This is a genomic window from Acidovorax sp. 35-64-16, assembly GCF_002281195.1.
Taxonomy (GTDB): domain Bacteria; phylum Pseudomonadota; class Gammaproteobacteria; order Burkholderiales; family Burkholderiaceae_C; genus Acidovorax; species Acidovorax defluvii.
Map to the genome: position 1 here is coordinate 27000 of NZ_NCFM01000011.1, position 25801 is coordinate 52800.

The 25801-nt window shown below is 64.8% G+C and carries 23 protein-coding genes, 1 pseudogene and 1 riboswitch; of the genes and pseudogenes, 21 read left to right on the forward strand and 3 right to left on the reverse strand.

From position 1 onward, the window contains the following. Nucleotides 1-216: 216 nt before the first annotated feature. Nucleotides 217-1290, forward strand: coding sequence for an AI-2E family transporter (locus B7Y64_RS09490; protein WP_291324631.1), 1074 nt, complete (start codon nucleotides 217-219; stop codon nucleotides 1288-1290). 249 nt (nucleotides 1291-1539) lie between these two features. Here the strand turns inward: B7Y64_RS09490 and B7Y64_RS09495 are convergent, their stop codons facing one another. Continuing rightward, a complete protein-coding gene (locus B7Y64_RS09495; RefSeq protein WP_024815257.1) occupies nucleotides 1540-2562 on the reverse strand; it encodes a sulfate ABC transporter substrate-binding protein in 1023 nt (340 codons plus the stop codon). Nucleotides 2563-2716: 154 nt separating this feature from the next. On the opposite strand from B7Y64_RS09495, the gene B7Y64_RS09500 reads away from it, so the two are divergent. The 14 genes and pseudogenes from B7Y64_RS09500 to B7Y64_RS09565 all read left to right on the forward strand — a co-directional run bounded on the left by B7Y64_RS09500 (nucleotide 2717) and on the right by B7Y64_RS09565 (nucleotide 16765). Continuing rightward, nucleotides 2717-2989: an oxidative damage protection protein gene (locus B7Y64_RS09500; RefSeq protein ID WP_005799545.1), complete on the forward strand. Its 273-nt coding sequence runs from the start codon at nucleotides 2717-2719 to the stop codon at nucleotides 2987-2989. A 28-nt stretch (nucleotides 2990-3017) separates the two neighbouring features. Further along, nucleotides 3018-3083 (forward strand): annotated as a pseudogene (locus tag B7Y64_RS09505) (oxidative damage protection protein); the annotation flags it as partial. A 114-nt stretch (nucleotides 3084-3197) separates the two neighbouring features. After that, nucleotides 3198-5138 (forward strand): FAD-dependent 5-carboxymethylaminomethyl-2-thiouridine(34) oxidoreductase MnmC, encoded by a 1941-nt coding sequence (gene mnmC, locus B7Y64_RS09510; RefSeq protein WP_291324632.1) that lies wholly within the window; start codon nucleotides 3198-3200, stop codon nucleotides 5136-5138. 241 nt (nucleotides 5139-5379) lie between these two features. Continuing rightward, the gene (locus tag B7Y64_RS09515; protein WP_291324633.1) at nucleotides 5380-6183 is read left to right on the forward strand and encodes a sulfite exporter TauE/SafE family protein; all 804 of its coding nucleotides are present in this window, start codon (nucleotides 5380-5382) and stop codon (nucleotides 6181-6183) included. A gap of 15 nt (nucleotides 6184-6198) precedes the next feature. Further along, on the forward strand, nucleotides 6199-7992 hold the full coding sequence (locus tag B7Y64_RS09520) for a nitrite/sulfite reductase (RefSeq protein ID WP_291324634.1): 1794 nt from the start codon (nucleotides 6199-6201) through the stop codon (nucleotides 7990-7992). Nucleotides 7993-8004: 12 nt separating this feature from the next. Further along, the gene (locus tag B7Y64_RS09525) at nucleotides 8005-8400 is read left to right on the forward strand and encodes a DUF934 domain-containing protein (RefSeq protein ID WP_111868143.1); all 396 of its coding nucleotides are present in this window, start codon (nucleotides 8005-8007) and stop codon (nucleotides 8398-8400) included. Next, nucleotides 8397-9029, forward strand: a complete 633-nt coding sequence (locus tag B7Y64_RS09530; protein ID WP_291324635.1) for a phosphoadenosine phosphosulfate reductase family protein — start codon at nucleotides 8397-8399, stop codon at nucleotides 9027-9029. Before B7Y64_RS09525 ends, B7Y64_RS09530 begins: the two co-directional genes overlap by 4 nt. Nucleotides 9030-9205: 176 nt before the next feature. After that, complete coding sequence (cysD, locus tag B7Y64_RS09535; RefSeq protein WP_291324636.1) at nucleotides 9206-10150, forward strand: sulfate adenylyltransferase subunit CysD; 945 nt, start codon at nucleotides 9206-9208, stop codon at nucleotides 10148-10150. Continuing rightward, nucleotides 10150-11520 (forward strand): GTP-binding protein, encoded by a 1371-nt coding sequence (locus B7Y64_RS09540; protein ID WP_291324637.1) that lies wholly within the window; start codon nucleotides 10150-10152, stop codon nucleotides 11518-11520. Before cysD ends, B7Y64_RS09540 begins: the two co-directional genes overlap by 1 nt. 104 nt (nucleotides 11521-11624) lie before the next feature. Continuing rightward, a complete protein-coding gene (gene fdxA / locus B7Y64_RS09545; protein WP_024815265.1) occupies nucleotides 11625-11954 on the forward strand; it encodes a ferredoxin FdxA in 330 nt (109 codons plus the stop codon). 61 nt (nucleotides 11955-12015) lie between these two features. After that, entirely contained in the window at nucleotides 12016-13080 is a 1065-nt protein-coding gene (locus tag B7Y64_RS09550; protein WP_291324638.1) for an NAD(P)/FAD-dependent oxidoreductase, read from the forward strand. Between the two features lie 151 nt (nucleotides 13081-13231). After that, nucleotides 13232-14662, forward strand: a complete 1431-nt coding sequence (locus B7Y64_RS09555; protein ID WP_291324643.1) for a GGDEF domain-containing protein — start codon at nucleotides 13232-13234, stop codon at nucleotides 14660-14662. A gap of 191 nt (nucleotides 14663-14853) precedes the next feature. Next, nucleotides 14854-14959, forward strand: a riboswitch (TPP riboswitch). Nucleotides 14960-15027: 68 nt separating this feature from the next. Next, complete coding sequence (locus B7Y64_RS09560) at nucleotides 15028-16299, forward strand: cytosine permease (protein ID WP_291324639.1); 1272 nt, start codon at nucleotides 15028-15030, stop codon at nucleotides 16297-16299. Between the two features lie 70 nt (nucleotides 16300-16369). After that, nucleotides 16370-16765: a glutathione S-transferase N-terminal domain-containing protein gene (locus tag B7Y64_RS09565; protein ID WP_291324640.1), complete on the forward strand. Its 396-nt coding sequence runs from the start codon at nucleotides 16370-16372 to the stop codon at nucleotides 16763-16765. 48 nt (nucleotides 16766-16813) lie between these two features. On the opposite strand, the gene thiD is transcribed toward B7Y64_RS09565, so the two are convergent. Beyond that, nucleotides 16814-17668, reverse strand: coding sequence for a bifunctional hydroxymethylpyrimidine kinase/phosphomethylpyrimidine kinase (thiD, locus tag B7Y64_RS09570; protein WP_291324641.1), 855 nt, complete (start codon nucleotides 17666-17668; stop codon nucleotides 16814-16816). 256 nt (nucleotides 17669-17924) lie between these two features. Here thiD and B7Y64_RS09575 point away from each other — a divergent pair, with 256 nt between their 5' ends. The 4 genes from B7Y64_RS09575 to B7Y64_RS09590 are packed head-to-tail and all read left to right on the forward strand — an operon-like array spanning nucleotide 17925 to nucleotide 20960. Further along, complete coding sequence (locus B7Y64_RS09575; RefSeq protein WP_291328732.1) at nucleotides 17925-19034, forward strand: FAD-dependent oxidoreductase; 1110 nt, start codon at nucleotides 17925-17927, stop codon at nucleotides 19032-19034. Next, complete coding sequence (gene thiS / locus B7Y64_RS09580; protein WP_291325454.1) at nucleotides 19031-19228, forward strand: sulfur carrier protein ThiS; 198 nt, start codon at nucleotides 19031-19033, stop codon at nucleotides 19226-19228. The genes B7Y64_RS09575 and thiS overlap by 4 nt, the downstream gene beginning before the upstream one ends. Before the next feature lie 14 nt (nucleotides 19229-19242). After that, nucleotides 19243-20052: a thiazole synthase gene (locus tag B7Y64_RS09585; RefSeq protein ID WP_291325456.1), complete on the forward strand. Its 810-nt coding sequence runs from the start codon at nucleotides 19243-19245 to the stop codon at nucleotides 20050-20052. A gap of 5 nt (nucleotides 20053-20057) precedes the next feature. After that, the gene (locus B7Y64_RS09590) at nucleotides 20058-20960 is read left to right on the forward strand and encodes a thiamine phosphate synthase (RefSeq protein WP_291325458.1); all 903 of its coding nucleotides are present in this window, start codon (nucleotides 20058-20060) and stop codon (nucleotides 20958-20960) included. 163 nt (nucleotides 20961-21123) lie between these two features. On the opposite strand, the gene B7Y64_RS09595 is transcribed toward B7Y64_RS09590, so the two are convergent. Beyond that, a complete protein-coding gene (locus tag B7Y64_RS09595) occupies nucleotides 21124-23316 on the reverse strand; it encodes a hypothetical protein (RefSeq protein WP_291328734.1) in 2193 nt (730 codons plus the stop codon). Nucleotides 23317-23387: 71 nt separating this feature from the next. Between B7Y64_RS09595 and B7Y64_RS09600 the strand changes: the two genes are divergently transcribed. Together B7Y64_RS09600 and B7Y64_RS09605 are read left to right on the forward strand one after the other, a co-directional pair. Then, on the forward strand, nucleotides 23388-24911 hold the full coding sequence (locus tag B7Y64_RS09600) for a 3-hydroxyacyl-CoA dehydrogenase (protein ID WP_291327122.1): 1524 nt from the start codon (nucleotides 23388-23390) through the stop codon (nucleotides 24909-24911). A 34-nt stretch (nucleotides 24912-24945) separates the two neighbouring features. After that, nucleotides 24946-25725, forward strand: coding sequence for an oxepin-CoA hydrolase, alternative type (locus B7Y64_RS09605; RefSeq protein ID WP_291327124.1), 780 nt, complete (start codon nucleotides 24946-24948; stop codon nucleotides 25723-25725). The last annotated feature ends 76 nt before the right edge of the window (nucleotides 25726-25801 follow it).

Genomic DNA, 25801 nt, shown 5'->3' on the forward strand with positions numbered 1-25801 from the left:
GCATTAGCTGGTTGAGAAACCTTCCGCGACACGGCTGGACCGATTTGCGGATGCGACTGTGGCTGGGGAAGGGCCTTTGTACGAGCGGTATTGTGCCATCGAACCGTCAGACGCTCCAGCCGGCGCCCCCCGGGGTTACCCACCCGCAGACACCGCAGCGGGTTGGAGGCCATTCACTCGCGTACAGTCCGGGCATTCCACTGCCACTGCACCTCCATGCCACCCTCACCCTTTCAGAACCGCGTGTTCCTGATTCTCTTGACGCTGGTCACAGTCGCCTTCGGGGCCATCCTTTGGCAGTTTCATGGCGCGGTGTTCTGGGGACTGGTGCTGGCCATCCTGTTTGCGCCCCTGCACCGCAGGCTGCTGCGCCGCATGCCACGCAGCCCCAACCGCGCGGCCCTTGCCACTTTGGCGCTGTGCATGCTGATCGTCATTTTGCCCATGACCCTGATCATGCTGTCCCTGGCACAGGAAGCCACAGGCATCTACGACCGCATGAAATCAGGCGAGCTGAACTTTGGCCAGTATCTGCAGCAGATCATTGCCGCCCTGCCGGCCTGGGCCGCCGGCCTGCTGGACCGCTTTCACCTCACAACCCTGGACGAGTTGCAGCAAAAGCTTTCGTCTGTGGCGGTGCAGGCCAGCCAGTTTGTGGCCACCAAGGCGCTGAACATTGGGCAAAACACCCTGGAGTTCGTGGTGAGCTTTGGCATCATGCTGTACCTGCTGTTCTTTTTGCTGCGCGACGGCGCGGCGCTGGCAACACGCATCGGAAACGCGATCCCCCTGGCCCAAGAACACAAGCACCAGCTGTCCAGCAAGTTCACCACCGTCATCCGCGCGACCGTCAAGGGCAACATCGTGGTGGCGGCCTCACAGGGTGCGCTGGGGGGCCTGATTTTCTGGATTCTGGGCATTCAGGGCCCCGTACTCTGGGGTGTGGCCATGGCGTTTTTGTCGCTGCTGCCCGCAGTGGGCGCCGGACTGGTGTGGGGGCCGGTGGCACTCTACTTTCTGGCCACCGGCGCCGTGTGGCAGAGCGTGGTGCTCACGCTGTATGGCGTTGGCGTGATCGGACTCGTGGACAACGTCCTGCGGCCCATACTCGTAGGCAAGGACACCAAGATGCCGGACTACGTGGTGCTGATTTCCACGCTGGGCGGCATGGCCATGTTCGGGCTGACCGGTTTTGTCATCGGCCCGGCGATTGCCGCCTTGTTCATCGCCAGCTGGGACCTCTTTGCCCCCCCGCACCCACCAGCCAACCCGCCAGGTATGAAACTCTGAGCGGCGCCTCGCGCGCCCGGCCGCGTTACGGACTTGGCCGTTTAATACGAAGCAACTGGATGCAGAGGCGTTTTGCGCGCAGCCATTGATCAGCGCTACGAATTGCTATTATTTTTATAGCTTCTACCGCTTTACCGACAAGGGCTAAAGGCCTTTTTCGCTTAATATCCTCAACTCGTTCGCACCACAGCGCCGTGCCCAGCCGTGGCACCTGCGGCCAGGCCGACCGGGGAGTCATGGGGCGGCGGCTTACTTGCGCGAATAGATCTGGTCGAAGCTCGCGTTGTCCGCAAAGTGGTCCTTGGCCGCCTTGTTCCAGCCACCAAAAGCGGCATCAATAGTGAACAGGTTCAGCTTGGGGAACTGTTTGGCGTACTTGGCCTTGGCCTTATCGGACACGGCCGGACGGTAGAAATTCTTGCCGGCGATGTCCTGGCCCTCTTCGGTGTAGAGGAACTTCAGGTACTCCTCGGCCACGGCGCGCGTGCCCTTCTTGTCCACGTTCTTGTCCACCACCGTGACGGCAGGCTCGGCGAGGATGGAAATCGAGGGCGCAATCACATCGAACTTGGTGCCAAATTCCTTTTCGAGCAGGTAGGCCTCGTTTTCCCAGGCGATCAGCACGTCGCCCTGGTTGCGCTGTGCAAAGGTAATGGTGGAGCCGCGCGCGCCGGTGTCGAGCACGGGCACGTTGCCGTACAGCTCGGCAACAAAATCCTTGGCCTGTGCATCGCTGCCGAACTTGCGCTTGGCGAATTCCCACGCCGCAAGGTAGTTCCAGCGCGCACCGCCCGAAGTCTTGGGGTTGGGGGTGATCACTTTCACATCGGCGCGCACCAGGTCATCCCAGTCCTTAATGCCCTTTGGGTTGCCCTGGCGCACCACCAGCACGATGGTGGAGGTGTAGGGCGAGCTGTTGTGCGGCAGACGCTTTTGCCAGTCTTTCGGAACCCAGCCGCCATTGTTGTGCAGCGCATCGGTGTCGCCCGCCAGCGCCAGGGTGGCCACATCGGCGTCCAGCCCGTCGATGATGGAGCGCGCCTGCTTGCCCGAGCCGCCGTGGCTTTGCTTGATGGTCACGTCCTGGCCGGTCTTGCCCTTCCAATATTTGGCAAAGGCCTGGTTGAATTCCACATACAACTCCCGGGTGGGGTCGTATGACACATTGAGCAGCGTCACAGACTGTGCAAACGACGGCAATGCTGTCAGGGCCAAACTGCCAGCCAGGGCGACGGCGAAGGGAAACTTGATAAAGTTGCGGCGAAAGTTCATTGAAAGCCTCTTTTATGAATGGGTTGCGGTGCAAAACACCGATGAAACGCATTCTGGAAGGCCATCTTCAAAACTGGAACGACTAAGATTTCAGTTCTTTATACCCAAATCATCTGAGCAACCCTTTTGCTCGCACATCACACAAGGAAATCCCATGGCACGCACCGTTCAATGCATCAAGCTCGGCAAGGAAGCCGAAGGTCTCGACTTTCCTCCCTACCCTGGCGAACTGGGTAAACGCATCTGGGAAAACGTGAGCAAGCAGGCGTGGGCGGACTGGATCAAGCACCAGACCATGCTGGTCAATGAAAACCGCCTGAACCTGGCCGACGCCCGCGCCCGCCAATACCTCGCCCGACAGATGGAAAACCACTTTTTTGGTGGCGGCGCAGACGCCGCAGCGGGATACGTCCCGCCCAGCGCGTAACGCAGTGCAGCGCTGCAAAAAGTGGGTTCGTCAAAACCATTTCTTTGGCGGTGGCGCACACGCCGCTGCAGGCTACGTGCCGCCCAGCGCGTAATGCGGTCCAGTGCAGCAATAAGCTGTTTCATTCACAACGGTAATCGGTTGACGGTGCCGGTCAGGCCTCGGCCTGCAAGCCACCGCGGACCCGCGTCTTTTTTCATCGCTCCTCATGTCCGAACCCATTGACTGGCTCCCGGACGGCACCCCGTACAGCCCCCGCTTCGGCGACCGTTATCACAGTGAAAACGGTGGGCTGGATCAGGCGCACCAGGTTTTCCTGCACGGCTGCGGCCTGCCTGCGGCATGGGCCGGACAGGCCCAATGGCGCATTCTCGAAACCGGGTTCGGCTTCGGGCTGAATTTTCTGGTCACCTGGGCGGCGTGGCGGACCGATGCGCAGCGCCCCCGCCTGCTGCACTTCATCTCGACAGAGGCCTGGCCCGTCAGTGCCGCTGACCTGCTGCGCGCTGCCTCGGCCCACCCGGAACTTGCGCCGCTGGCCCAGGAATTGCACGACCAGTTCTGGGGGCTGTTGCCGGGCGTGCACCGCCTCACCTTTGATGCCGGGCGCGTGATGTTGACACTGTGCATTGGCGACGCCCAAACGGTGCTGCGCCAGCAGGAATGGACCGTGGATTCGGTCTATCTGGACGGATTCAGCCCGCAGCGCAATCCAAAACTGTGGAACCTGCACACGCTCAAGGCCGTGGCGCGCTGCTGCCGCCGGGGCACGCGCCTGGCCACCTGGACCATTGCGCGCGCAGTGCGCGATGCGCTCACGCAATGCGGCTTCAATGTAGAGAAGGTGCCGGGCGTGCCGCCCAAGCGCGACAACCTGCAAGCCACCTTCGATCCTCGGTGGGAGCCACGCACTTCGCGCACCTCCCCTACCCGCCCCGTGCACGCTGCACCGGCCCGCTGCCTGGTGATCGGCGCAGGTCTGGCGGGCGCCGCCACGGCAGCCAGCCTGGCGCGGCGCGGCTGGCAGGTGCAGGTGCTGGACATGGGCGATGCACCGGCGGCGGGGGCCTCCGGACTGCCGGTGGGTCTGTTCGCCCCGCATCTCTCCCCGGACGACAACGTTTTCTCGCGCGTATCGCGCAGCGGCGTGCGCGCCATGCTGCAACAGTCGAAGGCGTTGTTGCAGGATGGCGTGGACTGGAATCCTTGCGGCGTGCTGGAGCGCCGGACCGAGCAGAACCTGGGCCTGCCCGCAGGCTGGGAACAAAGCCCTGGTGCCGACTGGAGCCAGGCAGCCAGCGCGCCCACCCTGCAAGCCGCCGGGCTGGCGCAAGACACCCCCGCCTGCTGGCATGCGAAAGCGGGCTGGGTGCAACCCGCGCGCCTAGTCCGCGCATTGCTGGCGCAGCCTGGCATCGCTTGGTGCCCCCGCAAATCGGTAGCGCGGCTGCAGCGCAGCCCGGCGACCAACAGCGCCACCACCGGGGACAGCGCCGCCACCGGGATATGGCAGGCACTGGATGACCACGGCCACACCATTGCCGAGGCTGAATGCGTGGTGCTGACCGCAGGCCCGGCCTGCAATGCGTTGCTTGCAGCCTCATCAGCACCCACCCTGCCACTGCAGTCTGTGCGCGGTCAGTTGTCGTGGGGTCGGCAAGACACGGGGGCTGCTGCCCTGCCCCCTTTTCCGGTCAACGGAAATGGCGGCCTGGTCGCCCATGTTCAGCGAGACGCGGGCCTTGCCTGGCACATGGGTTCCACCTTTGAACGGGACGTGGACGCCTTGCCGCTCACCTCCGCCGAAGTGGCGGCTGCCCATGCCACCAACTGGCGGCGCTTGCAGGAATTGCTGCCCAACGCGGCGCCCACGCTGCAGGCGGCGTTTGCCAGCACATCGCCCTCGGATAGTGCCGCAGTGCGCGCCTGGGCCAGCGTGCGCTGCACCGCAACCGACCGCCTGCCCATCGTCGGCCCTGTCGATGCCCAGTCCCTGCCCGGCCTGTGGGTCTGCACCGCCATGGGCGCGCGCGGGCTCACGCGGGCCGTGCTGTGCGGCGAACTGCTGGCCGCGCTGGTGAATGCCGAGCCGCTGCCACTGGATGCGCGTCTGGCGCGCGCCATGGGCACGGCGCGGCTGGAGAAATAACCTCCCGTGGCGTTTCGCGCCTTTCCGCCTTTCTTCGCGCTGCGCGCGGAAAGCGGGACGCCACCAGTTCAGCGGGTGGCGCTTGCACGGTAGCGGCTTGCCTGGGCCGCAAAAGAACAAGGCACAAAACCCCACCAAACCCCGCGCAACCCGCGCCACAGCTCGTGCATAAGCTTATTCGCATAAGGGCAGCACGAAACAATCGTTTGTTTTCATAAGCCGGGCCTCTACATTCGCAGCCATGCATGATTTGGCGTTTGTTTTTGCGGGCTTTGCCGTTGGGCTGATTGTGGGCTTGACCGGTGTGGGCGGCGGCTCGCTCATGACGCCCATACTCATCTTCTTCTTTGGCGTCAAGCCCCACCTGGCCATTGGCACCGACCTGCTGTTTGCGGCTTTCACCAAGATGGGCGGCACCGTGAGCATGGCGCGCCAGCGCCTGGTGCCCTGGCGCGTGGTGGGCCTGCTGTGCGCGGGCAGCATTCCGGCGGCACTGGCTGCGCTGTGGCTGCTGCACCGCATGGGGCCAGCCACCGAACAGGCCCAGCACCTCATGACGAGCACGCTGGGCATTGCCCTGCTGCTCACGGCCGCTGCCACGGCCTACAAGGTGCTGGCGTTTTCGCCACAACACCAGGCTGCCGAGGTGGCTGCCCGCCGCGCCAATGCGGCCAACGCCGCCGAGCCACGCCACTGGAGCCTGCCGGTGCTGCTGGGCGCGGTGATCGGAATGCTGGTCACCTTCACCTCGGTGGGCGCGGGGGCCATTGGCGTCACCGTGCTGCTGCTGGTGTTTCCGCACCTGCCGCTGCCGCGCATCATTGCGGCCGATATTGCCTACGCCGTGCCGCTGACGCTGGTGGCCGGCCTGGGCCACGCTTCGCTGGGCTCGGTTGATTGGCCGCTGCTGCTGCAACTGCTGGCCGGTTCGCTGCCCGGCATCTGGCTGGGCTCGCGCCTGGTTTCCCGCACCCCCGAGCGCCTGATCCGCTCGGCCCTTTCCGTGCTGCTCGCCTGGGCGGGCGCCAAACTCGTTTTGATTTAAGAGGCTCATTGCCCCATGTACCAATACACCCAATTCGACAAGCAATTCGTCCAACTGCGCGCCCAGCAGTTCCGCGACCAGCTCGACCGCTGGCAGCGCGGCGAACTGACCGACGAACAGCTTTTGCCGCTGCGCCTGCAAAACGGCTGGTACATCCAGCGCTACGCCCCCATGGCCCGCATTGCCGTGCCCTACGGCGAAATCAGCAGCACGCAACTGCGCATGCTGGCCCGCATCGCCCGTGACTACGACAAGCCCACACCCGAGCTGCTGGCCCATGCCCAGGCCACGCAGGACGAACTGCAGGCCGCCCAGCCCGGCCTGACACTGCACGCAGCGCCGCTCCAATACGGCTACGGGCACTTCACCACGCGCACCAACGTGCAGTTCAACTGGATCCCCATCACCAAGGCCGCCGACGTGATGGACCTGCTCGCCAGCGTGGGCATGCATGGCATCCAGACCAGCGGCAACACCATCCGCAACATCACCACCGAGGCGTATGAAGGTATTGCGGAGGACGGCATCGTCGATACGCGCCCCTTCGCCGAGATCGCACGCCAGTGGAGCACGCTGCACCCCGAGTTCGCCTTCCTGCCGCGCAAGTTCAAGATCGCGTTCAACGGCTCTGCCGAAGACCGCGCCGCCACCGGCTGGTACGACATCGGCGTGCAGGCGCTCAAGAACAGTGCGGGCGAAGTGGGCTTTACCGTCAAGGTGGGCGGTGGCATGGGCCGCACGCCCATCATCGGCGCCGTAGTGCGCGAGTTTCTGCCCTGGAACCAGCTGCTCAACTACATCGAGGCCGTGATCCGCGTCTACAACGGCTACGGCCGCCGCGACAACAAGTGGAAGGCGCGTATCAAGATCCTGGTGAAGGCCGAGGGCCAGCAATTCATCGACGCAGTGGAGGCCGAGTACAAGGCCATCGTGGAGCAGGACGGCGCCCCGCACACCATCACCCAGGCCGAACTGGACCGCGTGCAGGCCAACTTTGTGGTTCCCGAGTTGAAACCCGCCAACCTGCCCAGCAGCGTCAAGACCGACGGCCAGCTCTACCAGCGCTGGCTGCAGCAAAACGTCACCGGCCACCGCCTGCCCGGCATGCGCGCCGTGACGCTGTCGTTCAAGCGCGTGGGCTTTGCACCCGGCGATGCCGACGCCGACACGATGGGCGCGCTGGCACAGCTGGCCGACCAGTTCAGCGCGGGCGAGGCGCGCCTGACGCACAAGCAGAACCTGCTGCTGCCCTGGGTGTTCGAAAGCGACCTGCCCGCCCTGTACGAAGCCGCGCGCAAGCTGGGCCTGGCCCAGCCCAACATCGGCCTGCTGACCGACATGATCGCCTGCCCGGGCGGCGACTTCTGCTCGCTGGCCAATGCGCGCAGCCTGCCCATTGCCGCGGCCATCACCGAGCGCTACCAGGACCTCGACGAAGTCTTCGACCTGGGACCCATCGACCTGCACATGAGCGGCTGCATCAACAGCTGCGGGCACCACCACAGCGGGCACATCGGCATCCTCGGGGTCGACAAGGACGGCAAGGAGTGGTACCAGATCACGCTGGGCGGTGCCGACGGCACGCGCCTGTCTGGCCCGGCCCTGGCGGGCAAGGTGGTCGGCCCCTCGTTCACCGCCTCGGAAGTGCCCGACGTGATCGAGGCCGTGCTCACCACCTTCCGCGCACTGCGCAAGCCTGGCGAGTTCTTCATTGATGCGCTGCGCCGCATCGGCCACGACCCGTTCAAGGACGCCGCCAACGGCGCGCGCCACCCCAAGCAGGCGCAAGAAGAAGCCATCACCGAATAAATCCAGATCACTATGAAAATAATAGCTGCCAGCGCTTTACCCACAAGCGCTGAAACCGAAAAAACCTTGCAGATCGCCAACGACGCCGAGCTGACCGACATCGTCGCCAGCGGCGCGCTGCAGGGCGTGGAGCGCATCGAGTTGCACTTTCCCAAGTTCACCGACGGCCGCGCGTTCAGCCAGGCCGTGCTGCTGCGCCGCCGCCATGGCTTTGCGGGCGACCTCCGCGCCACGGGCGATGTGCTGATCGACCAGCTGGTGCAGATGGCGCGCAGCGGCTTCACGAGCGCCGTGCTGGCCGAGGGCCAGAACCTGGCGGCCGCCGAGCGCCAGTTTGCGCGCTACAGCGCCTTCTACCAGGGCGATGCGTTGGAGCCGCGCCCGCTCTTCGCACGGGAGGCGGCATGAGCGCGGTGCGCGAGCTCGACCTGGCGCAGGTCAATGCCCGCTGGGGCCGCGATGCGTCGGCCCTGGTGGAGTGGGCCGTGGGCCTGGGCCAGCCCACCATCGTCACCACCAATTTTCGCCCGTTCGAGGCCGTGATCCTGCACCTGGTGACGCGCGTCAACCCCCAGGTTCCCGTGGTCTGGATGGACAACGGCTACAACACTGAAGCCACCTACCGCTTCGCCGACGAGGTGACCAAACAGCTGGGGCTGAACCTCAAGATCTACCTGCCACGCCGCTCGCGCGCGCACCGCGAGGCGGTGGACGGCGCAACGCCCGCGCTCGACGACCCACGCCATGCGGCCTTCACCGCCGAGGTGAAGCTCGAGCCCTTTGCCCGCGCCCTGCGCGAGACCGCACCGCAAGTCTGGTTCACCGCCCTGCGCGCCACCGACACCGCCGTGCGCGCACAGATGGACCCCGTCAGCATCAACCCCGATGGCCTGATCAAGGTCGCACCGCTGCTGCATTGGTCGTCCAAAGACCTGCACGAATACTGCGTCAAGCACGGCCTGCCCAACAACTTCGACTACGTGGACCCGACCAAGGGCGAAGACAACCGCGAGTGCGGCCTGCACCTGGCGCATTGAAATGACCACCCCCCTGAGTCGCTTCGCGCCTTCCCCCCGCTCTCGCATGGCTGCGCCATGCGGGCAGGGGGACGCAGCCAGCGCGACGAGGCGGCCCTTGCGTGGCTGCCCTCGCCTGGACTGCGCCAGTTGCATACGTCCCGGACATTGAACCGAACCACTGAGCACATTCACCCATGAACGCCCGCATCGACACCTCCACGCTGAGCCACCTCAGCAACCGCCACCTCGACGCGCTGGAAGAAGAAACCATCTTCATCCTGCGCGAGGTGGCCGCCGCTTTCGAACGCCCCGCCCTGCTGTTCTCGGGCGGCAAGGATTCGCTGGTCATGCTCAAGTGCGCCGAAAAGGCCTTTGGCACCAAGGCCAGCGGCGGCGGCATTCCGTACCCGCTGCTGATGATCGACACGGGCCACAACTTCCCCGAGGTGACGGACTTTCGCGACTTCCGCGCCAAGGAACTGGGCGCCGAACTCATCGTGCGCAGCGTCGAGGATTCGATGGCGCGCGGCACCGTGCGCCTGGCGCACCCGGGCGAGTCGCGCAACGTGCACCAGTCGGTCACGCTGCTCGAAGCGATTGAAGAGTTCCGCTTTGACGCGCTGATCGGCGGCGCCCGCCGCGACGAGGAAAAGGCCCGCGCCAAGGAGCGCATCTTCAGCCACCGCGACAGCTTTGGCCAGTGGCAGCCCAAAGCCCAGCGCCCCGAGTTGTGGACGCTGTTCAACACCCGCCTGCAGCCCGGTGAGCACTTTCGCGTGTTCCCCATCAGCAACTGGACCGAGCTCGATGTGTGGCAGTACATCGACCGCGAGGCCATCGCGCTGCCCTCGCTGTATTACACCCACCAGCGCCAGGTGGTCGAACGCAAGGGCCTGCTGGTGCCCGTGACCGAGCTGACCCCGCCGCGCGAAGGCGAAACGGTAGAGACCCGCCAGGTGCGCTTTCGCACCGTGGGCGACATCACCTGCACCTGCCCGGTGGAAAGCCCGGCCGCCACGGCTGCCGACATCGTCATCGAGACCCTGGCCGCCGACGTGAGCGAGCGCGGCGCCACCCGCATGGACGACAAGACCTCCGACGCCTCGATGGAAAAGCGCAAGAAAGACGGGTACTTCTAATGACAAATACTATCAATTCAATAGCTGCAAGCGCTTATCCAGAAAGCGCTGCAGCCCAAAATGACCATATCTCCGCGCTCAAGTTCATCACCTGCGGCAGCGTGGACGACGGCAAGAGCACGCTGATTGGCCGCCTGCTGGTGGACACCAAGGCGGTGCTGCAGGACCACCTGGCCGGCGTGCAGCGCGGCGGCGAGACCGACCTGGCCCTGCTGACCGATGGCCTGTCCGCCGAGCGCGAGCAAGGCATCACCATCGACGTGGCCTACCGCTACTTCGCCACCGAAACGCGCAAGTTCATCATTGGCGACGCGCCGGGCCACGAGCAGTACACCCGCAACATGGTCACCGCCGCCAGCAGCGCCGACGCCGCCGTGGTGCTGGTCGATGCCACCAAGCTCGACTGGCAAAACCCGCAGCTGGCCCTGCTGCCGCAAACCCGCCGCCACAGCCTGCTGGCCCACCTGCTGCGCGTAAACGCGCTGGTGTTTGCCGTGAACAAGCTCGACGCGGTGGCCGACCCCGCCCTGGCGTGGAAGCACATCCAGGGCGCACTGGCCGCGTTTGCCCAGGCCGCCGGCATTGCGGTGCACGCCATGGTGCCCGTGTCGGCCCTCAAGGGCTGGAACGTGGTGGACGCCAACGCAGGCTGGTGCGGCTACCAGGGCCCCACGCTGCTGCAGGTGCTCGAAGCGCTGCCCAACACGCCCGCCGACACGGCGCTGGCCCTGGCCTTCCCGGTGCAATGGGTTGAAAAATCCTCGTCATCGTCGTCGGACACCTCGCAAGGCCGCCGCGTGTTCTGGGGCCGCGTGGCTGCGGGCAACGTCGCGCCCGGTACCCCGGTGCAGATTTTCCCGAGCGGCCAGCTGGCCACCGTGGCCCAGGTGCTGGACCATGCCCGCCGCCCAGGCAAGGTGCCCGCGGGCACGAGCGCCGGCATCATCCTCGACCGCGAAGTCGATGTATCGCGCGGCGACTGGATCGTGGCTGCGCCCACCGAGGCAGCCCCGGCCGAAGACGATTTCGACACGCCCGCCGCTGTGCCCGCCTGGCCCGCCCGCCGCGAGCTGCGCACCACCGTGGCCTGGATGGACGACGAGCCCCTGGTGGCGGGCCGTGTTTACTGGGCGCTGCATGGCCACCGCTGGGTCAAGGCCAAGGTGAAAGCCGTGGTGCACCGGCTCAACATCAACACGCTGGCCGAAGAGCCCGCCACGCAACTCGATCCCAATGCCATCGGCCATGTGGATCTGCTGCTGCAAGAGGCCATTCCCGCAGCTGCATTTGGCACAGCGCGCGTGCTCGGATCACTGATATTGGTGGACACTGCCAGCCACAAAACCGCTGGGGCCGTGCTGGTCAACTGACCTGCATCAATCCCCTGAACCCACACTGACCGCAAGGCCCCTTTAATCTCGTCGGTGAAAGCTTCTAAAATCAAGGGTTTTCACCGACCCACACAATTCCTGCCATGACCCACGTCGTTTCCGAAAACTGCATCAAGTGCAAGTACACCGATTGTGTGGACGTGTGCCCCGTGGACTGCTTCCGCGAAGGCCCGAACATGCTCGTCATCGATCCCGACGAGTGCATTGACTGCGCCGTGTGCATCCCCGAGTGCCCGGCCAACGCCATCTTTGCCGAAGAAGACCTGCCGGCAGACCAGCTCGCGTTCATCAAGCTCAACGCCGACCTGTCTTTTGCTGACGGCTGGAAGAGCATTACCAAGCGCAAGCCCGCCCTGCCCGACGCCGACGAGTGGAACGGCAAGCCAGGCAAGGTCAAGGACCTGATCCGCTAATTGCGCGCGAGGCGCCCCTCCCGGGCCTGCACTGCGCAGCCCCACACCCGCGCCCCATCCCGTGAACACCGCCACTGCCCTCCTGGCCCCCACCGCCGCTGACGCCGTCGTCATCGGTGCGGGGCCTGTCGGCCTGTTCCAGGTGTTCCAGTTGGGCCTGCACGGCCTGCGCGCCCACGTCATCGACGCCCTGCCCCACCCCGGCGGCCAGTGCGCCGAGCTGTACGGCGACAAACCCATCTACGACATTCCCGCCATTGAGGCCTGCACCGGGCACGAACTGGTGCAGCGGCTGTGCGCGCAGATCAAGCCCTTTGGCCCCACGTTCCACCTGGGCCAGCAGGTGAACACCGTGCAGACCCAACCAGGCGGCGGCTTCCTCGTTGGCACCGCGCAGGGCACCCGGTTGTTGGCGCGCACTGTGTTCATCGCCGCCGGCGTAGGTGCCTTCATGCCACGCGCCCTCAAGCTGCCTGGCCTGGAGGCTTACGAAGGCACCCAGCTGCGCTACCGCCTGGACGACAGCACCAACCTCGCCGGCCAGCGCGTGGTGGTGCACGGCGGCGACGAACCCGCCGTGCAGCAGGCCATTGACTGCGCCACCGCCCCCGAGGCGCAGCGCCCCGCACACACCACCCTGCAGCACCGTCGCGACGTGTTCGACGCCCCGCCCACACTGCTGGAGCAACTGCAAGCCCTGCGCACCTCGGGCCGCATCGAGGTTGCCATCGGCGTGGCCAGCGGCATCGTCGAAGAACAGGGGCGCCTGGCCGCGCTGGAGCTGACCACGCCCGAGGGCCAGCCGCTGCGCCTGCCGCTCGACCTGCTGCTGGTGCGCCTGGGCCTGGTGCCGCGCCTGGGCCCTATCACCGAATGGGGCCTGCAGCTAGAGCGCAAGCAGCTCGTGGTCAACCCCGCCACCTTCTCCACCAGCGTGCCCGGCATCCACGCCGTGGGCGACGCCATCACCTACCCCGGCAAGCGCAAGCTCATTCTGAGCGGCTTCCACGAAGCCGCGCTCGCCGCCTTTGGCGCGGCCGAGTGGCTGGCGGGGCACAAGCTGCCGCTGGAGTACACGACCAGCAGCGAGAAGTTGCAAAAGCTGCTCGGAGTCAAGGCGAACTAACCCAGCGGATCACTCCGATGCTGCTGAAGCTGCCTCGATCTCCTGTGACCCGTTGAGAGAGCGCATTTTGCGGGACTGGCGTAGGCAATAATGCCCGCTGGAGGTGTCAGTGCTAACCCAATCTCTTGCAACAGGTCTCGACTTTGAAGACATGTTCAACCTTGCCCCTGTATCGCTGTGGATGGAAGATTACAGCGGGCTGAAACAATTGTTTGACCAGTGGCGTGCGGACGGCGTCACCGATCTGCTCGCCTTCTTGCAAGAAAATCCGCAGCGGCTGCAACGCTGCAGCCAGTCCTACAAGGTGGTGCAGGTCAATCAGTACACCCTCGACTTGTTCAAGGCTGCGGATCAGCAAACCCTGCAGAGTCGGCTGCATGAGGTTTTCCGTGGGGACATGCTCGACAGCATCGTGGCAGAGCTACTTGCGCTGTGGGAAGGCCAGCAGGGTTTCGAGACCCGGTCAGTGAACTATGCCCTGGACGGGCGACGGCTGGATGTTCAGGTCCGCGCCCGGGTGCTTCCCGGCTATGAGGACAGCTGGAGCCGGGTGTTGGTGTCACTGGAGGATGTGACAACCGAGGTTCGGGGCACGGAACAGCTGCAGCGCAGCGAGCGATATACCCGGGACCTGTTCGAACACTCGCCCGTATCGCTTTGGGTAGAAGACTTCAGCGAGGTGAAGCGACTGCTCGATGAAGTGCGCACCCGGGGCATCCGCGACTTCAGAACCTTTCTGAAAGTGCATCCGGAATTCGTCACGCGCTGCATGCAGGAAATCCGCGTGATCGACGTCAATCGCCGCACCTTGGAGATGTTTGGCGCAAGCGGCAAGCCAGAACTGCTGCAGAACCTCTCACGGGTTTTTCGGGGGGAAATGTACGAATCCTTTGCCGAGCAGTTGCAGGACTTGTGGGAAGGCAAGCTGGTGCAGCAGCGCGAAGTGGTGAACTATGCCCTCTCGGGTGACGTACTGCACATCCACCTGGAGTTCGCCGTCATGAGCAGCCATGCCGAGAACTGGGGATTGGTTCTGCTGTCCCTGGTGGACATCACCGCGCGCAAGAAAGCCGAGGCCTATCTGGAATACCTGGGCAAGCATGATGTGCTGACCCAGTTGCGCAACCGCGCTTTCTATATGGAAGAGCTGAACCGCCTGTCGCGCAAGGGGCCATGGCCCCTTTCAGTGATCGCCATCGACATGAATGGCCTCAAGACCGTCAATGACGAGCACGGCCATGCCGCAGGGGATGCCATGCTGCGCCGCGTGGGCGAGGTGCTTGCCAAGGCGGTGGATGCGCCGGCTTGCGCAGCCCGGATCGGCGGCGATGAATTCATGGTGCTGCTACCCGCAACGGATGAGCGCGGCGCCCAGGCGATGCAAGAGCGAATTTTGTCTCTTCTGGAGTTGAACAACCAGTTCTATCCCGGGCACACCATCCAGGTTTCCATGGGATCTGCGTGCGCTCAGGAAGGAGCGTTCATGGAAGCCGTGGTGCATCGCGCGGATCAGGAGATGTACGCACAAAAGAGTCGTTTTTACCAGGCAAGAGAGCAGGACCGGCGGTCGGACGCAGCCTGAGGTTTTCTGGCTCGAAGGGGTCTCTTTCGGACTCCGCACCGCCAGGCAGATGGGGCGCGACCCTGATAGCAGCGCCTTCTGCAGGCCGGATGAGTTCGCCTCGGGAACCGAGATTTCTGGATAGTCTCCCTGCACTCCAGCCTGCGCCCTGCCCCACCCCGCTAGAATCCGCCCCGCACCGCCGCAAGGCGCTGCACCGCTAGGGGTGCCCCGCAGCGCCAACGCTGCACGGGCTGAGAGAGTCCCTTTGAACCTGACTGAGATCATCCTCGCGCAGGGAAGCCCGTCCGCCATTCCACGCCCTTGACCGCGCTTGGCCCGGGTCTTCCTTGCGCTGCAACGCACCGCACTGCCAAGGAACCCGCATGAGCACCCACACCCCATCTGCCAACGAGGCGCTGACACCCGTTTCGAGCGAGCGGCGCGTCTTTGCCTGGCATGACCACGCGTCGCTGTGGTTCAGCCTGGGCGTTGGCCTGCTGGTGATGCAAGTGGGCGCGTACCTGATGCCCGCGCTGGGCACCCAAGAGGCCCTGTGGGCCATCGCGGCGGGCTCCATCCTGGGTGCCGGCCTGCTGGGCTGGGTGGCCAAGCTGGGCTGCGACAGCGGGCTGGCCAGTGCGGGCCTGATGCATGCGGTGTATGGCCGCACCTTTGCGGGGCTTCCCATCATCCTGAACATCGTGCAGCTGGTGGGCTGGGGCACGTTTGAGCTGGTGGTGATGCGCGATGCCACGGTAGCCATCGGTCAGCAATCGGCCACCATGGCAGGCGCGCACTGGCCAGTGCTGGCCACGCTGCTGTGGGGCGGCGTGGTGATGCTGCTCATCAGCGGCTCGATGGTGCAGCTGGTGCGCAAGGTGATTGCGCGCGTGGCGCTGCCGCTGGTGGTGGTGTCGCTTCTGTGGCTGAGCTGGCAATTTTTGTCGCTGGCGCAGGCCCAGGGTTTTGAAGCGCTGTGGAACCGCAAAGGCGAAGGCGGCATGGGCGTACTGCCCGCGCTGGATCTGGTGATTGCCATGCCGATCTCGTGGCTGCCCCTGGTGGCCGATTACGCCCGCCACGGCAAAAACGGCGGCGCGGCCTTGCGCGGCACCTGGCTGGGCTATGCGCTGGCCAACCTGTGGTGCTATGCGCTGGGTGTACTGGTGGCACTGACCTTGCCCAGCAAGGATCTGGTGCAGGCCTTGCTGCTGGCCCAGGGCGGGTTGATTGCGCTATCGCTGATCCTGATTGACGAGGTGGACAACGCCTATGGCGACACCTATTCGGGCGCCGTATCGGCCCACAGCCTGCTGCCACGCTGGAGCGTGCGCCGCTGGGGCCTGGCCATGACAGCGTTGTGCACCGCGCTGGCGCTGGTGCTGCCCATGCACAGCCTGGAGCCGTTTTTGCTGCTGCTGAGCTCGGTATTTGTGCCCTTGTTCGGCGTCATCCTGGGGCGCCTGGCTTTTGGCACCAATGCGCCCGCATTGCTGGCGCAGGCGCGCAAAGTCAACCCTGTGCCGGTTGCCATCTGGCTGGCAGGCATTGCTTTCTACCACCTGATGCCCATGGTCTCCACGTTGCTCGGTGCCGCTCTGCCCACGCTGGTGCTGTGTTTTGTGCTGGCATTCGCAACCCGCCCACGCCGCTGAACGATTTCGCGCAAGGGCAGCCCATGGTCTGCCCACAAAGGGACAGCGCTCTGCTTGCCTAAAATGGCCCATGAAATATTTTGTTCGATTCTTTTTCAAGACCCTGCGCATTGTTCTGGGCCCCGTGATGCTGCTCAAGGAGGCCTTGACGCGTCCCCAGGGCATAGTGCGTTCCACTGCCGGACAAGATTCGGTGGACCAATCGTGCCGCGCACTCGCCCTGTACCAATACAAGACCTGCCCTTTTTGCATCAAGGTGCGCCAGGAAATGCGTCGCCTGTCCCTGAAAATCACCCAGGTGGACGCTCAGCCGGAAGGTCCCGCCAGAGCCGAATTGACGCAGCAAGGTGGCCACACCAAGGCACCCTGCCTGAAGATCACGGACGAAGCTGGCAACAGCCTTTGGCTCTACGACTCCGAAAAAATCATTGCCTACTTGCGCAGCAATTTCGCGCAGGTGGTTTGAGGACCTCTTTAGCGCTTCAGCTCTTAACGGGCCACGCAGGACTCGAACTCAATCTTGCAGCACCCGCTGCACTATGGGCGCATAACCATGATTTAGTGGCCCGTGGCCCTGGCCGGTATGCACATCGGCACCGGCAGCAATGGCGCCCAGGATGTAGGCACGGGCTTTTTCCACGGCCTGCGGCAGTGGGAGACCCTGCGCCAAAAATGCGGCGATGGCCGACGACAGCGTGCAGCCCGTGCCATGGCCGTTGTGCGTGGAAATGCGCGCGCTTTCGAGGCGCTTGCGCAGGCCTGCCCGCGTGGCCAGCAGGTCCACCACGCGCTCGCCTTTCAGGTGCCCGCCCTTGAGCAGCACGGCAGGCGCGCCCAGGGCCAACAGGTCCCGCGCCGCGTCGTCAAGGGCATCAATGCCTTCGATCTCGCGGCCCAGCAGCAACGCAGCTTCGTCGAGATTGGGTGTGACCACTTCGGCCAGCGGAAATAGCTCGTCCACCAACACCTGCACGGTTTCGCTGGCGATCAGGCGGTCGCCGCTGGTGGCCACCATCACCGGGTCGAGCACCACATGGGGAAGGCGGTGGGTGCGGATGGCCTGCGCCACCACCCGCACCACCTCGGGTGAAGCCAGCATGCCGATCTTGACTGCGTCCACGCCGATGTCCTGCGCCACGGCATCGATCTGCGCGCGCAGCATGTCGGGCGGCACACCATGGATGCCCGTCACGCCCAGCGTGTTTTGCGCGGTGATGGCGGTGATGGCGGTCATGCCGTAGCAGCCCAGCGCGCTGAAGGTTTTGAGGTCGGCCTGAATGCCTGCGCCGCCGCCGCTGTCGGAGCCGGCGATGGACAGCACGCGCACGTAGCGCGGCCGCAGCGTAGCGGAGCTTGTTGGAGTTGTCATGGCAAAAATTATGGCCTATGCGCCAGGTCAATTCGGGGCGCAGAGGGATATGCTGTAATTCCGGCTTACGGACGAAACAGGGGTGTCCCGCCAATATGGCGCGCGACTGAGAAAGACCCTGGAGCCACGAAACGACAAGTTCTCACAGCACCTCTTGGCGCTGGGCTCCGCTACCCGATCCAGGTCATGCTGGCGTGGGGAGTTTCCAGTAACGGCACAGCCCCGTTTTGTCCTCCTGTTGCCTACAGAAGGACGCATGAAACTCCAACCTTCCTCCATTGTCATTCTGGGTGCCGGCCTCATGGGCCGGCTTCTGGCTGTTGAACTGGCCCGCCAAGGCCACTCTGTTGAGGTTTTCGACAGCGGCGGCCCGGCCGCCGAGCATGCCGCAGCGCCCATTGCGGCCGCCATGGTGGCCCCACTGGCTGAGTCGGCCGTGACCGAACCGGGGGTAGTGCGCATGGGCCAATACTCCCTCACGCGCTGGCCCCAGATGCTGGCGGCGCTGGAACAGCCGGTGTTCTTTCAGCAAGAAGGCACGCTGATCGTCTGGCACCGCCAGGACTCTGCCGAGGCGCAGCGGCTGCAGCGCCTGCTGGAAACCACCCAGACCACCATTCCCGATCTGCCCGCAATGCAGGTGCTCGACAGCGCCGGCGTGGCTGCCGCCGAGCCCACGCTGGCGCACCGCTTTTCGCAAGGGCTTTATCTGCCCGGTGAAGGCCAGCTGGACAACCGTCAGTTGCTGGCCGCCCTGGCCCACGAGATGGATCGCCTGCAGGTGCGCTGCCACTGGCACACCCCGCGCGACCCTGGCGAGTTTTCGCCCGGCACACCCGGGCAGGCCGACTGGCTGCTCGACTGCCGCGGTCTGGGTGCGCGCGGCCAATGGCGTGCCTTGCGCGGCGTGCGGGGCGAAGTGGTGCGCCTGCACGCGCCCGAAGTCACGCTGCGGCGCCCCACCCGGGTGGTGCACCCGCGCTACCCCATCTACATTGCGCCCAAGGAAGATCATCTGTTTGTGATTGGCGCCACGGAAATCGAATCCGACGACCTGTCACCAGCCAGCGTGCGGTCCACCCTGGAGCTGCTGAGCGCCGCCTATGCCGTGCACAGCGGCTTTGCGGAGGCCCGCATTGTGGAAATCGCCACCCAGTGCCGCCCCACATTGCCCGACAATCTGCCCGCCGTGCGCCAATCGCAACCCCGGGTGCTGGAAGTGAACGGCCTATACCGCCATGGTTTCATGATCGCCCCGGCGATGCTCGACGTGGTGCTGGAGCTCATGGCCACGGGCCAGTCGCCGCTGGCATCCCGCTTTGATCTTGCCTTGCCCACCGGAGACGACAGCCGCGCGTTGCCATGAACATTCTGATCAATCAGACATCCCACGAACTGCCCGACAGCGCCACGCTGGCCGATGCCATTGCCGCCGTGGCGGCGCGTCCGCCCTTCGCGGTAGCGGTCAATACCGTTTTTGTGCCCAACACCCACTACGCCGATCAGCTGCTGCAGGCCGGCGACCGGGTGGAAATCATCTCTCCTGTGACGGGTGGCTGATGCCACCGCATGCCATGACCTCTTCCAATTCCGACGACATGCTGGTCCTTTATGGCCAGTCTTTTTCCAGCCGCCTCTTGCTGGGCACAGCACGCTATCCATCACCCAGCGTGCTGGAAGCCGCAGTGCAGCGCGCGCGCCCGGCCATGCTCACGGCATCACTGCGCCGCCAGGGCAGCCTTGGTGTCGAGGCGGGCAACAGCTTCTGGGAGCTGCTGCGCCGCCTGAATGTGCCCATCCTGCCCAACACCGCCGGTTGCCACAGCGTGCAAGAGGCCATCACCACGTCGCACATGGCGCGCGAGGTGTTCAACACCCCGTGGATCAAGCTGGAGCTGATTGGCGACGACTACACGCTGCAGCCCGACACGCTCAACCTGGTGGAAGCTGCCGCGCAACTCATCAAGGACGGCTTTCAGGTGCTGCCCTATTGCACCGAAGACCTCGTGCTGTGCCAGCGCCTGGTGGACGTAGGCTGCCAGGCCGTGATGCCCTGGGCTGCCCCCATTGGTACCGGGCGCGGCCCCGTCAACCCCTATGCGCTGCAGTTGCTGCGCGAGCGCCTGGATGTGCCGCTGCTGGTGGACGCAGGCCTGGGCCTGCCCTCGCACGCCTGCCAGGTCATGGAATGGGGTTATGACGGCGTTCTGCTGAACACTGCCGTTGCACTGGCGCAAGACCCCGTCACCATGGCCGGGGCATTTGCCGACGCGGTGCAGGCGGGGCGATCTGCCCGCAAGGCCGGCGCCATGGCAGCCCAGGACACCGCCCAGGCCAGCACCCCCGTGCTTGGCACCCCCTTCTGGCACCACGCCCACGAATGACGCCCATGAGTGATGTCCACGCCATGCTGCAAGAAATCCTGCAGCACCATGCCAGCGCGTTTCCCGGCTTTGCGGCGCAGCCCACGCCAGCGCCCACATCGCCAGATCCGGTGTACCAGGCTGCGCTTCAGGCTTGCAGCGCACTCGGGTTCATTACGCACGATGCAGAGTGCGTGGCCCACGCATGGCAGGCACGCAGCGCGCGCATGGGCCATTTTGCGCCCACGCCATGGCCTGATGAGCCGCAGGATTTTGGCCTGCAGCCAGCGCCACGGCGTAGCGCCTTTGCGTCTTGTCCGCAGCAGCTGGGCCTGTATGCCGTGCTGCCCGATGCGGTGTGGGTGGGGCGCATGGCGCGGGCCGGCGTACCCACCGTGCAGCTGCGTTTCAAATCAGACGACTGCGCCGCCGTGGCGCGCGAGGTGACAGCAGCCGTGCAGGCGGTGCAAGGCACGCAGGCGCTGCTGTTCATCAACGACCATTGGCGCCAGGCCATTGAGGCCGGGGCCTATGGCGTCCACCTCGGGCAGGAAGACCTCGACGCCCTGCAACCCAGCGAGTTGCAAGCCCTGCAGGCCTCGGGCCTGCGGCTGGGGGTGAGCACGCACGGCTACGCAGAAATGGTGCGCGCCGACGCCGTGGGCCCCAGCTATGTCGCCTTGGGGGCGGTGTTTCCCACGACGCTCAAAAAAATGGCGACGGCGCCCCAGGGCATAGGCCGCCTGGCGGCTTATGCGCGCCTGATGCAAGGCTATCCACTGGTGGCCATTGGAGGCATTGGCGCTGATCAGTTTGGCGAAGTGCTGGGCACCGGCGTGGGCTCTATCGCGGTGGTGCGGGCGCTGGTCAACGCACCCAACCCCGAAAAGGCTGCGCGCCAGCTAATGGCACGCATGGCCACAACGTAGCGCCCTGGCGCTGGGACAGCGTAAATGGGTCAGCGTCCAGGCTGCCGGGGATTTGCCGGTGGCTGCAACACCCCCACCACACCGCACAAGCGTCGGTAGCGGGGGTGGTTCTCACGTCAGCATGACCGAGAGCGACCTGGCACCGCAGCGCCCCGGGTTCGGTTCACACCTTGGGTTCGGGTTTGCGTTGTTCGAGCTCTTCGAGTTCAAGGCGCACTTCCACCAGATCGTTGGCCATGCCAAAGCCAATCGGCTGGTCTGGACGCGGCGCCACCGTGACCGGAACGGGTGGCAGATCGCTGAGCGTGAGATGCGGAGGATCGGACAAATCCAGGTCCAGCTCATGGGACTCTGTTGGTGCGCCGGGCTTCAGGACTGCGTTGCTAGAAAGTTCGGGCGCTGCGGGCGCATGATGACCAAAATCAAACTCCAGGCTGGCCGTCAGCGAATCCAGGGGCAGATCGACAACGGGGACCGCAGCCGAAGGCGATTTAACGTGCAACGGCTCTGACACTGCGCCGTCCAGAGCATCCAGCGGCGAAGCAAGTGGTGTTGTGCGCATGCGCGGAGGCGCTGCCCCACGAGCGCTTGCCGGCGTGGTTTGCGCAATGGCCAGCAACAGCAACAGATCGTCAAATGCCGCCAGATCAAACGGTGCAACCGATGCATCCCCCGCCCTGCGGAACAGATACTTTTCGAGCAACTGCAGCACGGAGGACGAGGTCCACTCTGCTTCGATGGCGGCCAGTGCATCAAGGTAATGCTCCAGAGGTCGGCCCTGGCGGCTGAACGCCGAGAACTCAGGCACCTGCGCATTGAAGTGGCTGCAAAACTGCTCGCGCAGCTGGGCAAAGTCGTCCGAGCGGCCCAGCGTGTGGTACAGCCGCAAAAGCTCCAGATAAGCCGATGGCGAGGTTTCGCGATGGGCTGCAATGTGCTTCTTGAGCACCTCCACGGCCTGGTCGTGCTGACCTACCGAAACAAAGAACTCGGCATGCTGCTGAAGATCAAAAAGGGCTTCGGGGTTGACGATGTGCCAGGGGCTTTCGGTGGGTGGCGCGGCTTTTGCCACCGATATGGGTTGCGGCGCGCGCTCTGGCGTTGCCATCGAGGGCGCGTCTCCAGGCTGGACGGGCTGCGATCCGGCGTGAATATACGTATCTTCAGCAAATTGCGAAGAGTCCTCCGGCCCCCACGTGTCGTGGGGATGGGGTACCAGATCATGGGGATCGTGATGACCGGCATCGCCGTGCTTGGCACTCAACGCAACCGAATCGCGCCAGGCCTGTATGGCCAGCCGGGAATCGCGGCGCGCCCTGGTCCATACCCAGGCCAGCAGGCCCGATACCAAGGCCAGCAAAGCCAGCAGCGCATAAACAAGCCCTGCAGGAAAGCGCTGGCTCTCGATCAAGGCAAGTCGCTGCTGCAATTCAGCAAAGCTGGCTTGGTCGGAGGCGGATTTGGCACGCAAGACGGCCATCTCGGCTTCGAGCGCACGCACGCGTTCGTCGTCTCGCTGTGCCGCTTCGGGTGCCGTGTTCATAGCCTTCCAGGCCGCTGCTGCTTCGAGCCGTTGTGAGGCCGAGGCCTGGGCCGGCAGGGCACCCATGTCGACTGAAGGACGCAGCGCAACGGACGGATCGGCCAAGGCATCCAGCGGTTCCATTACCAGCCGTGACCGCTCTGGCGCCGGGGGCGATGCCGCCACCTTGACAGGGGCAGCCTCGCGTGCGGGTGCTTTGGGGGCCACAGCCCGAGGCGCACGGGGTGGTGCAACGCGAGCTAGCTGCTTGGTGGTCTGTGGCTTGCGGGGGGCAGGAGTTGTGGCGTCGGCCTGTGCACTGGGGTCGGCGGGCGCTTGTGCGTTGCGACGCATGGCGGGAGACGAAGCGGGGCGCCCCGCACCTGCGCCCGCATCGCGGCCTGATGCGGGGGGGACCGACGCCAACTGGTCAATGTTCACCACGTGGCCGGGCACGTAGGCAACGGGTGGATCAACCAGAAAAGTGTAGTTGCGGGTGATTTTTCCTGAGCATCCAGCCGACATCCTGACAGAAATGACGGGCTCATTCACCGAACCCGCCACCTGCACACGCACCGCGGGGGAGCGCCCCGGCAACTTGGGCAACGCAGACACCCGCACCCGGGATTCGGGAACCGGAGAGTCGCCAAACGCCACATCTGCCGTGACACAGGACGAGGCAATATCTGCCCCCTCGTCGGGTTGCACATCAAAGGCGAGATCGACTGGAGCACCAAGAATGACGGCCCCCCGGCTTTGCCCCAGCGAAATGGCTGCAGCACCGCCGACGACCACCCAACACCCGGCCCCGAAAATAACGTTACGCAATTTCACAAAAATTTCTTTTTTTGGTGTGGTCATTTTTGCACACAAGTGCCAAAGAACGCCAACGCCATAATGCCGCCATGAAAAATCAGTTTCCCATCGTCGGCATCGTAGGCGCGGGCGCCATGGGCCGAGGCATTGCACAAATAGCGGCCCAGGCTGGCAGTCGGGTTCTCTTGCTCGACATGCAACCGGACGCCGCAGCATCGGCGCGCGGCAGCATCCAGGCCCAATGGCAGCGCCTGCAAGACAAAGGACGCATTTCCGATGAACAGGCCCAGGGCTGGGGCAACCTACTTGAGCCCGTTCCCACCATCGCCGACCTGGCGTCGTGTGACCTCGTCATCGAAGCCATCGTGGAGCGTCTGGATGCCAAACAGGCCCTTTTTGCCCAACTGGAGGCCGTGGTGGGGCCACACGCCGTGCTGGCCACCAATACATCCTCACTGGCGGTGACCGCCATCGGGGCCACATTGCGGCGGCCCGAACGGCTGGCGGGCTTTCACTTCTTCAACCCCGTGCCGCTGATGAAGGTGGTGGAGGTGATTGCCGGGCTTAAGACGGCCCCCACAGTGTGCGAGTCACTGTCCCACTATGCGCGCCAGATGGGGCACACACCGGTACAGGCGCAAGACACCCCAGGATTCATCGTCAACCATGCGGGGCGTGGATTTGGCACCGAAGCGCTGCGCATCGTCGGTGAAGGCGTGGCCGATTTCGCCACCATCGACCGCATCCTGCGCGACCAGGTGGGCTTCAAGCTGGGGCCGTTCGAACTCATGGATTTAACGGCCCTGGATGTCTCCCACCCCGTGATGGAGTCGATCTACCACCAGTATTACGAAGAACCGCGCTTTCGCCCCAGCGTGATCACTGCGCAGCGTCTGGCGGGCGGAATACTCGGCAAGAAGGTGGGCGAAGGGTTTTATCGCTACGAAAACGGCGTGGCGCAGGTTCCTGCCGAACCCGCTGTTCCCGAAGTTGCCAGCATTCCACCGGTGTGGGTTTCAACACGCGCGGCGCGGCGCGCCGAGCTCTACCAACTGCTCAAGGACCTGGGCGCCACCATTGAAACGGGCGCATCACCGTCGCAGACTGCCATCTCGCTGGTGGCACCGCTGGGTTTTGACATCACCACCGTCGCGGTCGTGGAACGGCTCGATCCCGCCCGCACCATCGGCATCGACATGCTCATTGACGATGCTGCCACCCGGCGGCGCGTGCTGGCCACCAATCCGGCCACGCGCGTGGATATTCGGGACGCTGCACACGCCCTTTTTGCCCGCGACGGCAAGGCCGTTAGCGTGATCCGGGACAGCGGTGGCTTTGTCACCCAGCGCGTGGTGGCCACCATCGTGAACATTGCCAGCGACATCTGCCAGCAGCAGATCTGCAGCCCGCGTGACCTGGAAACCGCTGTCACGCTGGGGCTGGGCTACCCACTCGGACCACTGGCCATGGGTGACCGCTGGGGCCCCACCAACATCCTCGAAGTGCTGTTCAACATGCAAACGGTGTATGGCGACACACGGTACCGCCCCAGCCCCTGGTTGCGCCGGCGCGGGGCCATCGGCCTGAGCCTGGCACACGTTGAAGAGCATTGAGGAAGCACCCAACCCTACCGCCTGCAAACTCCCCATGCCCGCACAACTTCAAGCCGCCCGCGAGGGCCAGACCCTGGTTCTGACGCTCAGCAACCCGGAACTGCGCAACGCCATCGACCCCGCCATGTATGCCGCCGGCATCGAGGCACTCAACGTGGCCGAGAGCAGCGCCGAGGTGCGCAGTGTTGTCATCACCGGGGCCGCAGGCGTGTTTTGCTCAGGAGGCAACCTGCTGCGTCTGCAAGCCAGCCGCCAGGCCGACCCGCAGGTGCAGGCGCAAAGCATCGAAGGCCTGCACAGCTGGATCGAGACCATTCGTACTTTTCCCAAGCCGGTGATTGCAGCAGTCGAAGGCGCTGCGGCAGGCGCCGGCTTTTCGCTGGCACTGGCATGCGACCTGGTGGTGGCGGCCCGCAATGCGGTGTTTGTGATGGCCTACAGCAACGTGGCCCTGTCGCCCGATGGCGGCGCCAGCTGGAGCCTGTCGCAGGCGCTGCCGCGCCAGCTGGCCACCGAGATCCTCATGTGCGGCGACCGGTTGACTGCCCAGCGCCTGCACGACCTGGGCATCGTCAACCGCGTGACCGAGCCCGGCAGTGCCCTGGCGACCGCGCTGGCGCTGGCAGAGCAGCTCAATGCGCGGGCGCCCAACGTGCTGGCCAGCATCAAGGAACTGGTGAGCGATGCGCCCCGCAACACCCTGTCCGCACACCTGGCAAGCGAACGGGACCACTTTGTCAAAAATCTGCACCACGCCAATGCCGGTGCGGGCATCGCGGCATTTCTGGACAAGCACACCCCGCAATACGAATAGCTGCCCACTTCACCTCCCACCCACGCACCCCCGGCGCCCCACAAGGTTTCGGGGGTTTTGCTTTGGGCAAAGGCAG

Coding starts and splice junctions, on each gene's coding strand:
- B7Y64_RS09575 (WP_291328732.1), top strand. CDS start 17,925: ATGAAACTCCAACCTTCCTCCATTGTCATTCTGGGTGCCGGCCTCATG.
- B7Y64_RS09585 (WP_291325456.1), top strand. CDS start 19,243: ATGACCTCTTCCAATTCCGACGACATGCTGGTCCTTTATGGCCAGTCT.
- B7Y64_RS09605 (WP_291327124.1), top strand. CDS start 24,946: ATGCCCGCACAACTTCAAGCCGCCCGCGAGGGCCAGACCCTGGTTCTG.
- B7Y64_RS09555 (WP_291324643.1), top strand. CDS start 13,232: ATGTTCAACCTTGCCCCTGTATCGCTGTGGATGGAAGATTACAGCGGG.
- B7Y64_RS09525 (WP_111868143.1), top strand. CDS start 8,005: ATGAAAATAATAGCTGCCAGCGCTTTACCCACAAGCGCTGAAACCGAA.
- mnmC (WP_291324632.1), top strand. CDS start 3,198: ATGTCCGAACCCATTGACTGGCTCCCGGACGGCACCCCGTACAGCCCC.
- thiD (WP_291324641.1), bottom strand. CDS start 17,668: ATGACAACTCCAACAAGCTCCGCTACGCTGCGGCCGCGCTACGTGCGC.
- B7Y64_RS09590 (WP_291325458.1), top strand. CDS start 20,058: ATGAGTGATGTCCACGCCATGCTGCAAGAAATCCTGCAGCACCATGCC.
- B7Y64_RS09495 (WP_024815257.1), bottom strand. CDS start 2,562: ATGAACTTTCGCCGCAACTTTATCAAGTTTCCCTTCGCCGTCGCCCTG.
- fdxA (WP_024815265.1), top strand. CDS start 11,625: ATGACCCACGTCGTTTCCGAAAACTGCATCAAGTGCAAGTACACCGAT.
- B7Y64_RS09560 (WP_291324639.1), top strand. CDS start 15,028: ATGAGCACCCACACCCCATCTGCCAACGAGGCGCTGACACCCGTTTCG.
- thiS (WP_291325454.1), top strand. CDS start 19,031: ATGAACATTCTGATCAATCAGACATCCCACGAACTGCCCGACAGCGCC.
- B7Y64_RS09490 (WP_291324631.1), top strand. CDS start 217: ATGCCACCCTCACCCTTTCAGAACCGCGTGTTCCTGATTCTCTTGACG.
- B7Y64_RS09515 (WP_291324633.1), top strand. CDS start 5,380: ATGCATGATTTGGCGTTTGTTTTTGCGGGCTTTGCCGTTGGGCTGATT.
- B7Y64_RS09540 (WP_291324637.1), top strand. CDS start 10,150: ATGACAAATACTATCAATTCAATAGCTGCAAGCGCTTATCCAGAAAGC.
- B7Y64_RS09500 (WP_005799545.1), top strand. CDS start 2,717: ATGGCACGCACCGTTCAATGCATCAAGCTCGGCAAGGAAGCCGAAGGT.
- B7Y64_RS09530 (WP_291324635.1), top strand. CDS start 8,397: ATGAGCGCGGTGCGCGAGCTCGACCTGGCGCAGGTCAATGCCCGCTGG.
- B7Y64_RS09520 (WP_291324634.1), top strand. CDS start 6,199: ATGTACCAATACACCCAATTCGACAAGCAATTCGTCCAACTGCGCGCC.
- B7Y64_RS09565 (WP_291324640.1), top strand. CDS start 16,370: ATGAAATATTTTGTTCGATTCTTTTTCAAGACCCTGCGCATTGTTCTG.
- B7Y64_RS09600 (WP_291327122.1), top strand. CDS start 23,388: ATGAAAAATCAGTTTCCCATCGTCGGCATCGTAGGCGCGGGCGCCATG.
- cysD (WP_291324636.1), top strand. CDS start 9,206: ATGAACGCCCGCATCGACACCTCCACGCTGAGCCACCTCAGCAACCGC.